A 10,998-nucleotide genomic window follows, 5' to 3' on the forward strand; every position below is an offset into this window, starting at 1 on the left:
CATGGTGCCGAGGGCCGTCCACGGGAACCGTGGAGTGTTGCTGTGAGCACGCGCGTCAGAATTCCTGTTCCACCCTGGCCCTCCCGGAACGGCGAGTCGCCCGGTCGTCCGGTGAGGGAGGGAGCAAGGCCGTGGACGTGCTGCACGAACGCTGCGCCGGCCTGGACATCAGCAAGAAGGACGCCAAAGCGTGCTCCGCCGCCCCATCGCCGTCGGCCACCGCCCGGCCCCTCGCGGGCGTCACGGCGGCCAGGGGCCCTTCTCGACGTGCCGGTCGCGGTCGAGCCGGGCCAGTTGCCGCAGGGATACGGCGATGCCGTGCTCCCGGCACCACGCGACGGCGACTCCGAGCGGGATGCCGTGGTCGCTGCGCAACCGCAGCAGGGCATAAGCCTGTTCGGCAGGCGGATGGCGCGCTGTCACCGCGCTCTCCAGCAGGGCAGGCGCTTTCGCCAGCACGCGCGCAAAGCGTTCCCGCTCCGCGCGCACCGTCTCCAGCAGGTAGTCGGTGAGCGGTGTGAAACCCAGCTGCGTGCGTGCGGTCTGGTCCGCGACCTGCACGAGACCTTCGAGCCAGGTGAGGGACACGCCGGTGAGGGCGAGCTCCGTGGCCGCGTTACGCAGCAGCCTGCGCACCACATGCGACCGCCCGCGGGGCCCCGGCACGAAGCCCGACCCGATGAGCAGGGCAGCGGTGAAGACCCGGTCAACCAGCAGGCGAACCCGCTGGGCCTGTGTGCCGCGCGTCCCGTGCACCGACAGCACGTCACGGACACTCTTCACCAGCGCCTCGAAGCGCGGCACACCGAACGGTTCACGGGTGTCGTCCACGGCGCTGAGGAGTTCGCTCTCCAGGATCGCGACCTCCAGCAGCGAACGGCCCTGGGAGGCCGGGCTGAACTGGAGGTGGGCGAGCGTGAGATAGCGTCCGCACCGGCATCCCGGACCGCAGGCGCCGCCACAGGGGGAACCGACCGGGAACTCGATGCTGAGCCGAGGCCCGCCGGCGAGCACCGCCCGCTTCGCGGTCGACACGGTCCGCCAGTCGTATCCGATCCGATGCCCCGCCATCCCCAGGTGGGCAAGGGCCCGGCACAGGGGGTCGGAGTCGGCGGGGTGCGCCGGCACAACGAAGGCGAGCCTGCCCGCGTCCACCCCCACACCGGCGAGTGCTTCCACGACGTGCTCGATGGGGACGTGGAACGGACGTGGCCCCGCCCAGACGGCGCTCAGCACCCGCTGGGCCGAAGGGGGCATGGCGACCGGCAGGGCACCCATGGGCCGCGTCCCGATCGACCAGCGCACCGTGTAGACGCCGCCCCACGATCGGGACACCGAACTGAGCAGCGGGTCGATCCACGAGGGCGCCAGGTGGCTCGTAAACAGTTCCGCGCGGTCGGGCGGCACCAAGGTCGGCGGCGGCTGCCAACGGTAACCCCGGGCGGCCAGGACCTCGGACGCCTGCTGAATATCTGTCGACGCTCCGGCCAACCCTACCGTCCCCCAATTCATTAGTGACTCACTTATGACTCCCAATGTAACAAGAAAAATTCCGAGCCCAAAGATTACCCAAATTGATAAATAAATGCCATGATATCGCGACCTGAGATCACTCCCAAAGGATCTCATTTACGACATACCGTCTGCGACATTCGTTTCTTGACTAGACTAGTCATGCACTGTCAAGATTTCCTCAGTCGAACCGAGTGACTCAAAACCGAAGTGACGGAGAGGTCCCACCGTGCGCACTCTTGCCGCCTTTTCCCTGACCACCCTCGCGCTGCTGCTCATGGGCATCACGACCGTGGGAGCGCTCCCCACACGCTCGACGAGCCTTCACGAAACCAGCTGGGCCGCTTCGGCCGAGGGGCCGGCCAGCGGCACCGACGGCGACATCCCGCTCTGCTGCTGAGACGGTCCGGGGAAGGCGGCGGCACAGCGCGAAAGGGCCCCCCGAGCAACTCGAGGGGCTCTTCGACCATCGTTCCCGGCGGCTCCGGATCTCAGCAGCACAGAGGCAGGTCGGGGCCATCGGGGCCGCCCGCAGCACGGACGTCCCGGCCGGCGACCGCACCCCGGACCGGCCCGGCCGGCGATGACGCCCCCAGGACACAGAGCAGGGCCAGGACGGCGAACAGAGAGCGGGCAGCAGCGGTGCTCCTCATACGTTTTCTCTCCCGATTGCCTTGCACGCCAGTCGACGGGATGCTGCAGGGCGGCGCGCCGACACCGCGGGCGGGGCCGATCGCCCATACGAACGAAATTACATGACTGCCGCAGTCAAGACGGCGGCAAGCCTGGAGCATGAGCGTCACTTGTCGTGGTTTGATACATTTCATTTCTGTCGAAATATTCTTTTGAGGGTGTTTTCTCGTGGCTCGGGGCAGCGGGCGTGTCGTCGGCGTAACGGCCGGGCAGCGGCAGCGTGCCCGCTCGGAAACGGCGTGCGACCTCGGACGCCCGGAGCTTCCCGCTGGTCGTGACCGGCAGGCTCCCGCGGGACGCGAAGTGCACCTGTGCGACGTAGAGATCGAGCTCTCCCGCCAGCCGACGCTTCAGGAGACCGGCCAGTCCGGCCGGAGGTGCGCTCACGCGCAGTTCGGCCACCAGATGGACGTCCGAACCCCGTCCGCCCTCCCCGCTCCTGGGCGGATCCGTCGCGAACACGACGCAGCGGCCCGGGTTGATCTCCGGGAACGCGGCGCACACGGCGAGGACGTCCGCCGGGTGGAACTGCTTCCCGCGATGGACCAGCACGTCGTCGGCCCGTCCCAGGACGAAGAGATGGTCCCCGTACAGGAAGCCCCGGTCTCCCGTGGCGTGCCACTCCCCGCCGCCGGAAGGCCGCACGGGAGCCGCGTCCCGCTGCTGCCAGTAGCCGCTGAACAGCTGAGGTCCCCGGAGCAGGATCTCGCCGACGGCGCCCTCCGCCGCCCCTGCGACGGCCACCCGCGTCCCCGCCACAGGGATGCCCGAGGAGAGCAGCGATGCGATGGGCTCGTCCACCGCACTCCCCCGCTCCACGGGAACGACCGCGCCCTCGGCCAGGGGCCGCCGCAGCACCTCCAGGCGCAGGGCAGGTCGCTCGGGGGTGCTCGCGGTGACGGTGAGGGTGGCCTCCGCCATGCCGTAGGAAGGGCACAGGGCGGCGCGCCGGAAGCCCGCGGCGCCGAAGTGCGCCGCGAACCGGTCCAGCGTGCCGGGCCGGACGAACTCCCCGGCGTTGCGGGCCACCCGCCACGAGGCGAGGTCGAAGGCGTCGGCCTCCGCACGCGGAACGCGCCGTACGCACAGGTCGTAGCTGAAGTCGGGGGCGCTGGACAGGGTCCCCCGGCACGCGCTGACGGCCGCCGGCCAGGACGCCGGTGAACAGGCGAACTCACGGGCCGGCATCAGCACCGATCCGTACCCGGTGAACATCGGCCGCAGCACCCCCGTCACCAGGCCCATGTCATGGGAGAGCGGCACCCAGGTCACGGCCACGTCGTCGTACCGCTCCCGGTAGGTCCGCGCTGCCTGGCCGCAACTCGCCAGCAGCGCGCCGTGGCTGATGGCCACCCCCTTCGGATCGGCGGTCGACCCGGAGGTGTACTGCAGGAAGGCGATGTCGTGGGCCTGCGCGTGGGTGACCGTACGGCTAGGCGCGCCCGGGGCGGCGGCACGTTCCCAGGAGCGTACGGCGCACCGCGCGCCCCGGCCGTCCAGGAGCGAGCGGATCTCCTGGTGCCACCCGTCCGTCGTGATCAGCAGGGCGGGATCGCAGTCCTGGACCATGCCCAGCAGCCGGTCACGGAACGCCCCGGGACGGGACGCCTCGGGGGTTGGTGCCGGCACTGCGATCAGACCGGCCCCGACGACTGCCAGGAAGACGGCCGTGAACGAGGCGTCGTTCGGCAGGACGAGCAGGACGCGGTCGCCGGGTGCGGCACCGTCCGCGCGCAGAACGGAAGCGCAGTGCTCGGCGAGCGCCGCCAGTTCGGCGAACGTCGTCGAGGCACGGACCGCTCCGTCGCGCCATGTCGTCACGGCGGTGCGTCGGGGGTGGCGTCGGGCGTGCTGTCGCAGCCAGCCGTACGCCGTCGGCACCAGGGGGCCCTGGCTCGTCACCGACCGGTGTCCGCGTGCGCGGGGGCCGCGGCGAGCGCCGCCCGTGCGATTTTGCCGCTGGGCGTACGGGGCAGCGATCCGGTGGGCCCGGTGACGACACCGCGCAGGGTAAGGCCGAGACGCTGTGCCGCCGCCTGTACGGCGGGGGTCACATCGGCCGGGCAGTGCCTGCTGACCTCCACATGGCAGGTGAGGTCGGCGCCGACGACGGCGACATCCGTCACCCCCGGGATCAGCCGGATCTCGAACTCGAGGCGGGCCTGGTCCGGATCTCCCGAGACGTCCGCTCTGCCGACCACCGTGAGAAATCCGTCGGCGTCCAGGAAGCCGATGTCCCCGGTGTCCATGAAGCGTTCCTCGTCGTCGCCGCGATCGGCGCCGCGCAGACTCACGCGGATCTCTCCGACGGCGCCCGCCGGTACGGCGTGCCCGTCGCGCGCGATCTCGATCCCGATGCCCGGCAGCGGCCGCCCGACGGACCCCGGACGGTCGAGCCAGTCCTCGGAGCCGATCTCCGTGAGGGTGCCGCGCGAGGTGCCGTAGTACTCGTGCAGCACGGGGCCCAGCAGGTCTATGGCGCTGCGCTTGACCACGGGCGGACAGGCCGATCCGCCGTGGAAGACCACGCGCAGCGGGTGGTGCGGTGCCTTCCCGTCCTCCACCAGTTCCAGCAGGCGGTCGGGGCTCAGCATGGCGCTGTCCGCCTCGTACCGGTCGACCGCCGCGAAGAAGCCGGCGGGCGACCAGTCGCGCTGCACGACCACCGCGCTGCCGGCCTGGAGGGCGTAGAGGGCCGGCCCGAGTGTGCCCAGGTGGTAGGTGGGGTTGGCCATGACGTGCGCGCCGCGGTCGGTGCCGGCGCCGTACCGCTCGGCCACGGCGACGCCCTTGTACGGACGGGGCGGGCGCGGGCGGAGCACGGCCTGGGGGACGCCGGTGGTGCCCGAGGTGGCGAACACCAGGTATCCGGCCCGTGGCCGCCGCGCGGACCCGGGGGCGGCGGGGGGCGGTTCGACCGCCGCGGCCAGTTCGTCGTCCCCGACGACCGGGCACGGCAGCGGTCCGAAAGAGCGGGAGCCGTCGGTGACGAGCACGGCGGCGGCGGTGCCGGTGAGCAGTGCGTCGGCCGTCGGGGTCGCGAAGTGGTGGGCGCCCACGGGAAAGACTCCGTAGCCGTGGCGCAGCCCCGCCAGGGCCAAGGCGAAGAAGCGGGGTCCGGTAGGGATGTCCGTGGCGACGATGGCGCCCTCCGCCACCCCCGCCCGCTTCAGTCCCCGGGCCATCGCATCGGCCCGTTGCGTCAACTCGCGGAAGGTGAAGGCCTCTTCCGAGTCGGTGACGACGACGGCGGGGCGGTGGGGGAACCGGTCCGCCGTCTTCCAGGGGTCCCAGAGATAGGGCCGCATGTGCCTCACCTGTCCCGGCTGGCGGAGACGTCCGCGAGTACGGTGGCCAGTGCCGCGAAGTCCGGCTGGGTCAGCACCAGTTCCAGGTCGATCTCGGTGTGGAACATCTTTTCCAGCTCGGTGACGAGTTCCACGGCGGCGACGGAGTCGCCGCCGGCCGAGAAGAAGTCGTCTTCGGGCCCGACCTCGCGCATGAGGATCTCGGACGCGGCGGTCAGCACCTGACCGAGGGGCGTGTCGGACATGGGTTCTCCAGAGGTATCCGGTGCGGCGTGGCCGCGTCGTCGGTTCAGCGGACCTGGGGTACGGCGGGGCGGAACTCCGCGTCGGAGTTCGTGTCCGGCCGCGGGGAAGCGGGTGCACCCGCGCGCGCCACGGTGTTCATCACGTCCGTGGCCATGGCGTCGAGGATGCTCCGGGCCAGCGGTCCACCGACCGTCGCCCCGTCGAAGCGCAGACCGAGGAACAGCCGGTCGCGGTAGGCGTTGCAGTTCAGCAGCAGGGCGGAGTCCTGGGTCGTGCCGATGCGGACCAGGGGGTAGGCGTCGGTGGTGATCCGTGCCGGTCCCGTCTCACGGGTCGCCGCGTAGTCGCCCTCGAAGGTGCGCAGGTGGACGATTACCTGCTGCCCGTCCCGCAGGGGGCCGCCCGCTACGGGCTCGGGCGTGCAGTCGGCGATGTCCTCGGGGGTCATGATCTGGTGACGCAGCGCGTCGAGGAGCCTGCCGCGGACATGGTCCACCACGTCGGGCAGGCGCTGGTCGAGGCCGGTCAGGGCCAGCGGGGCGGAGCCGGCGAGCATGCCCACCAGGTCCCGCTCGCGGGTGGACCGGGTGTCCACCGTGGTCCGGACGGCCAGCCGGTCCCGCCCGGCGGCCCGTGCGGCGGCCCGGGCGAAGGAGGCGACCACCCACTGCGGCAGCGAGCACCGCTCGCGTTCGCACAGCCGCCTCAGCGGTGCCACGGTCTCGGCCGGGAACTCGATCCGCACCACGCCGTCCTCGGTGCCGGCCGCCGCGGCGGGCCGCGTCCATCCGTTGGCGGCTTCGAAGGCCAGCCGCCGGCTCCAGTCCCGCCGGGCGCGTACGGTCCGCTCCGGGGTAGCGCCCGCGTGCTGGCGGATCGCCGCGGCGGCGAGCGAGGGGGCCGTGGCCGGTGGGGTCTCGCCGCGTCCGAGAGCCTCGTAGTCGCGCCAGACCTCCCGGGCGAACAGATGGTGCGCGCGGCCGTCGAAGACCATGTTCTGGAAGGTCGCCAGCAGCGCGTGCCGGTCGTCGCCGTGGCTCAGCAGCCGCAGGGCGAACGGCCGGGAGCCGTCGGCCCACTCGGTGACCACGTCGCGTGACAGGACGGCCGAGGCGTACCGGGCGAACTGTTCGGCCGAGGCGGCGCGCACGCTCTGCACGGTGACCGACCGCTCGTCGGTGCCGGGCGGGTGGGCCTGCTGGCCGCGCGGGCCGCCGGGGCCGGAGACCAGCCGCATGTGCAGGGCGTCGTGCCTGCGGACGAACGCGTCCAGGGCCTCGACGAGCCGGGAGGTGTCGAGCCCGCCCGAGATCTCGAAGGAGATCCGGACGTTTTTGTGCACCCATCCGGCCCGGTTGATCTTCGCGTGGTAGCGCTGCTGCTCGAAGGTCAGGGGCACCACGGCTGGTCCCGACGGCACCGGTGTCCCGTCCTGCGGGCGGCTCCCGGTGTTCCGCGGGTCGCTCAGATCAGACATGCGAACTCCTCGCCGTCCGCCAGGAGCTCAGCGGGGGCTCCCGATTCCACGATCCGGCCGCCGTTCATGACGATCACCTGGTCGGCCCGGTCCAGGACGGTGAGGCGGTGCGCGATGACGACCACGGTGATGCCCGCCGCGAGCAGGCCGTCCAGGATGCGCTTCTCCAGCGCCGGGTCCAGGGCGCTGGTCGCCTCGTCCAGGATCAGCAGCCGCGGCTTCTTGGCGAGGGCCCTCGCCAGCACGATCCGCTGCCGCTGCCCGCCGGACAGCCCGTGTCCGCCGGGGCCCACCAGGGTGTTGTAGCCCATCGGCATGGCCTGGATCTCGTCGTGGATCTGGGCCGGCCGTACCGTGTCGATCAGCTCGTCCTTGGCCAGGTCCTCGTCGGCGCCGAAGAGGATGTTCTCGCGGATCGAGCCGCCGAAGAGCCGGGCGTCCTGGTTGACGTAGCCGATCTGCCGCCGGAACGTGGGCCGGTCCAGTTCGGCGATGTCCACGCCGCCGACCGTCAGGATGCCTGCGGTGGGGACGTGGAGCCCGGCCAGCAGCATGCCGAGGGTCGACTTGCCCGACCCCGACCTGCCGACGACCACCACGAACTGGCCCGGTTCGATGGCGAGTTCCACGTCCTTGAGGGTGGGGGCGGGGGCACCGGCGTAGCGGAAGGCCACTCCGGTCGCGGTGATCCGGCCCGGTTCCGTGACCCCGGTGTCGGCGAGCAGCCCGCGGGGCTCCGGCGGCGTACGCAGGACGTCGTCGAGTCTGGCCAGCGTGGGCCGGATCATGGCGAGTTGGGAGGCGGCGTCGAACACGCCCTCCAGCGGGACGAAGAGCGCCATCGTCAGCGTCATGAAGCCCAGCGCGGCGCCGAGGGAGGTGTGCCCGTGGAGCACGCGCCAGACACCGAGCAGCAGTACGAGGAGGGGGGCCGCGAACTGCGTCGCCCTGCTCAGCGATGTGGTCAGCGCGAGACTGCGGCGCGCGTGCAGCCGCTTGTTCACCTCGCGGACCAGGGAGTGCGACCAGCGCTCGGCCGAACGTCCCTCCATGCCACTGGCCTTGAGGCTGGTGATGCTCTCCAGCATCTCCATGAGTTCTGCCTGGGACGTCGTCTGCCGTTCCAGGACCTCCTGGCTGAGCACCGTCTGCCGGCGCCAGGTGAGGACGAGCACGCCGGCCTGGACGGCGATCAGCGCGATCACCACCGCGGCGAGGAACGGGTCGACCAGCACGATGGCGATCAGGTAGGCCGCGGTCAGCAGCACGTCGAAGGCGGCGGAGACCGCGGTGAGGCTGAGCACCTGGGTCAGCACGCTGCTGGTCCGGGCTCTCATGGCCAGGTCGCCGGAGTTGCGCACGGTGAAGTAGTCGTACGGCAGTGAGGTCAGATGGCCGACGATGCCCAGGGTCAGGCGTTTCTCTATGACCGCCTGCCGTCTGGTCACCAGGAACGACCTCACGACCTGCAGGGCGAGGAACAGCAGCGCCAGGCCGCCGAGGACGGCCGCGAAGAGCCACAGTCTGGTCGCGGCCCGATCCGGCACCACATGCTCGACCATGAAGCCGGTGCTGAGGGGCAGCGCCAGCTCGAAGGCCATCAACGCGCCCGAGGCCAGCGCGAGCCGGATCAGTTCACGGCCGCGGGGCAGGAACTGGCCCAGCTGTCGCCACGGCCCCTGCGCGGAGTTCTGGGCCGTCTTGGCGCGGGGCTGCGCCAGGGGCGGTTCGAACTCCAGCGCCACGCCGGTGAACGCCTCGGCCACCGAGGCGCGGCTCAGCCGCCGGCGTCCGAACGCCGGGTCGATGACGTCCACGTAGTCCTTGGTCGCCGCTTCGAGCACCACGAAGTGGCTGAAGTTCCAGAACAGGATGGCGCCGGGGGTCAGTTTCGGGAGGGCGTCGAGGTCGGCGCGGACGCCTCTGCCGCGCAGGCCGAACGAGCGGGCGATCTCCAGCAGCGTGCGGGCGGACGAGCCGTTGCGGCCCGAGTCCGCGCGGGCGCGGACCGTGTCGAGGTCCACCTCGACGCCGTGGTGACGCAGGGTCGTCACCAGACAGGCCGGCCCGCAGTCGCTGACCTGGGTCTGGTAGCAGACGGACAGGCGTCCGTGACGGGACCGGCCCAGCCCCTCCCGAGCAGCTGCGACGACGGCCCTGAGCCCCTTGGGCCGGTGTACCGAGGCGTCATGCCCGAGCACCGGGCCCAGCCCGTCGGCCCGTCGATGGTGCTCCAGCGCCTCCGTGCGGAAGCGCGAATCTGCCGACATCCTCCTGCCCTTTCCTCTCGGCGGCGGCGTGCCGGGAGCGGGTGACCGCTCCGGCACGCCGACCGGGTCCTGCGGCACCTTCCGTACCGATGCCCCGGGCGCTGCAGAGGACTGCGGCGCCCGGGGCGGCCGCGCGGTCTCCGTGGGACGGAGCCGGCGGCGGGTTCAGCTACTTCAGATGACGCACTTGGAGTCGACGTGGAAGGTGCCGCCCACGATGTCGTCGAGCTCCTCGTCGGAGAGGTTGGTGATGTCGACCTGGTTCTCGGTCATGTTTTTCCCTTTCTCGAAAGCGAAACAACACCGTGGCGGACATCGGGTCGACCACGGCAATGAGACCGTACCCAATCGATCCTCAGAAATAAAGCCTTGACTGAGAAAGTTGACATCAAGTCACAATCACTGTCACCCTCAAAGTCAGTGTGATCCGGTGAAGTGCCGAAGGCGCGTCGCCGGGCAGCTCCGCAGCTCAGGAGGAGGCCCCCATGCACGCTCCGACACTCGCCCGGTGGGTAGGGGACACCAGCGCCTTCATGACCACGTACTGGCGCCGGCGCCCCGGCGTCTTCCGGCCGGACGGCGGGGCGCCGAGCCCGTTCACGCTCGCCGACGTCGACGCCGCGTTCGCCACGGGACTGCTGCGCGAGCCCTACATCGAGATGACCCGCGCCGACCTGACGCTCAGCCCCTCGGACTACCTCTCCTCGCGGCCCATGTACAGCGACCGGCACGACGGGTTCGCCGACGAGCGGAAGATCTCCGCGCTGCTGGACCAGGGCGCGACCCTGCTGCTGCGCCGCGTCGACCAGTGGCACGAGCCCACCCGGGAACTGCTGGCCGCCCTCACCGGCGAGCTGGGCCTGCCCGTGGAGGCCTTCTGCTTCGTCACCCCCGCCGGCCGGCAGGGGGTACCCCTCCACCGCGACGACGCCGACGTGCTGGTCGTCCAGACCGAGGGAAGCAAGCACTGGCACGTGCACGAGGGCCCGGCCGACGGCAACTGGCAGCAGGGCAGGGTGGACGACGACCCGCCGCCGGAGGTCATGCAGGCCACGCTCAGGGCCGGCGAGGTGCTGTACATTCCCCGCGGCTTCGCCCACCGGGCCACCGGCGACAGCGGGCTGTCCGCCCATCTGTCGCTGACCGTCCGGGAGGTCCACATGGGCGACCTGTTCCGCAGCCTTCACAAGATCGCCGGGGAGAGGATGGCCGTGGAGACCCGGCCGCTGACCGACGACGCGGTCCTGGCCTGTGCGAAGGGCATGCTGGAACACGTGCGTGCGCGCCTCGACGCGCTCTCGCCCGAGGACCTCGTCCGGCATGCCCGCCGCACCCGGCTCGCCCAGCTTCCGCCGGCACCTCGCCCGCCGGCCCTGACCCGGCGGGCCATGACCGGGGAGGCGGTGCCGGCGGCCGGACGCGAGGGCCACGAGCCGCCGGGCGACGCCCCGGACCCTGAATCCCGCCGGAGCTGACCGGGCGCGGCGGTTCA

Annotated in this window: 8 protein-coding genes; 2 read left to right on the forward strand and 6 right to left on the reverse strand. The window is 71.4% G+C overall.

The window, feature by feature from the left end; translation table 11 throughout:
- Positions 1–240 precede the first annotated feature (240 nt).
- Entirely contained in the window at positions 241–1,335 is a 1,095-nt protein-coding gene (locus EDD90_RS14860) for an alanine--tRNA ligase-related protein (RefSeq protein WP_260327865.1), read from the reverse strand.
- Between the two features lie 406 nt (positions 1,336–1,741).
- On the opposite strand from EDD90_RS14860, the gene EDD90_RS55440 reads away from it, so the two are divergent.
- Positions 1,742–1,912 carry a hypothetical protein gene (locus EDD90_RS55440; RefSeq protein WP_185149096.1) on the forward strand — a complete coding sequence of 57 codons (171 nt, stop codon included), beginning with the start codon at positions 1,742–1,744 and terminating at the stop codon, positions 1,910–1,912.
- 368 nt (positions 1,913–2,280) lie between these two features.
- Here the strand turns inward: EDD90_RS55440 and EDD90_RS14865 are convergent, their stop codons facing one another.
- From EDD90_RS14865 to EDD90_RS14885, 5 genes are read right to left on the reverse strand one after another with little or no spacing between them, the layout of a single operon-like run.
- Positions 2,281–4,107 carry an AMP-binding protein gene (locus tag EDD90_RS14865; protein ID WP_185149097.1) on the reverse strand — a complete coding sequence of 609 codons (1,827 nt, stop codon included), beginning with the start codon at positions 4,105–4,107 and terminating at the stop codon, positions 2,281–2,283.
- On the reverse strand, positions 4,104–5,513 hold the full coding sequence (locus tag EDD90_RS14870) for a class I adenylate-forming enzyme family protein (protein ID WP_123973475.1): 1,410 nt from the start codon (positions 5,511–5,513) through the stop codon (positions 4,104–4,106). The genes EDD90_RS14865 and EDD90_RS14870 overlap by 4 nt, the downstream gene beginning before the upstream one ends.
- 5 nt (positions 5,514–5,518) lie before the next feature.
- Complete coding sequence (locus EDD90_RS14875; protein WP_123973476.1) at positions 5,519–5,758, reverse strand: phosphopantetheine-binding protein; 240 nt, start codon at positions 5,756–5,758, stop codon at positions 5,519–5,521.
- Positions 5,759–5,802: 44 nt separating this feature from the next.
- Positions 5,803–7,236, reverse strand: a complete 1,434-nt coding sequence (locus tag EDD90_RS14880) for a condensation domain-containing protein (protein WP_123973477.1) — start codon at positions 7,234–7,236, stop codon at positions 5,803–5,805.
- Positions 7,224–9,506: a peptidase domain-containing ABC transporter gene (locus EDD90_RS14885; protein WP_123973478.1), complete on the reverse strand. Its 2,283-nt coding sequence runs from the start codon at positions 9,504–9,506 to the stop codon at positions 7,224–7,226. Before EDD90_RS14885 ends, EDD90_RS14880 begins: the two co-directional genes overlap by 13 nt.
- Before the next feature lie 485 nt (positions 9,507–9,991).
- Between EDD90_RS14885 and EDD90_RS14890 the strand changes: the two genes are divergently transcribed.
- Positions 9,992–10,981 carry a JmjC domain-containing protein gene (locus tag EDD90_RS14890; protein ID WP_123973479.1) on the forward strand — a complete coding sequence of 330 codons (990 nt, stop codon included), beginning with the start codon at positions 9,992–9,994 and terminating at the stop codon, positions 10,979–10,981.
- The last annotated feature ends 17 nt before the right edge of the window (positions 10,982–10,998 follow it).

Origin of the sequence: Streptomyces sp. Ag109_O5-1 (assembly GCF_003814875.1) — a bacterium.
Taxonomy (GTDB): Bacteria; Actinomycetota; Actinomycetes; order Streptomycetales; family Streptomycetaceae; genus Streptomyces; species Streptomyces sasae.

Coding starts and splice junctions, on each gene's coding strand:
- EDD90_RS14870 (WP_123973475.1), bottom strand. CDS start 5,513: ATGCGGCCCTATCTCTGGGACCCCTGGAAGACGGCGGACCGGTTCCCC.
- EDD90_RS14875 (WP_123973476.1), bottom strand. CDS start 5,758: ATGTCCGACACGCCCCTCGGTCAGGTGCTGACCGCCGCGTCCGAGATC.
- EDD90_RS14880 (WP_123973477.1), bottom strand. CDS start 7,236: ATGTCTGATCTGAGCGACCCGCGGAACACCGGGAGCCGCCCGCAGGAC.
- EDD90_RS14885 (WP_123973478.1), bottom strand. CDS start 9,506: ATGTCGGCAGATTCGCGCTTCCGCACGGAGGCGCTGGAGCACCATCGA.
- EDD90_RS14890 (WP_123973479.1), top strand. CDS start 9,992: ATGCACGCTCCGACACTCGCCCGGTGGGTAGGGGACACCAGCGCCTTC.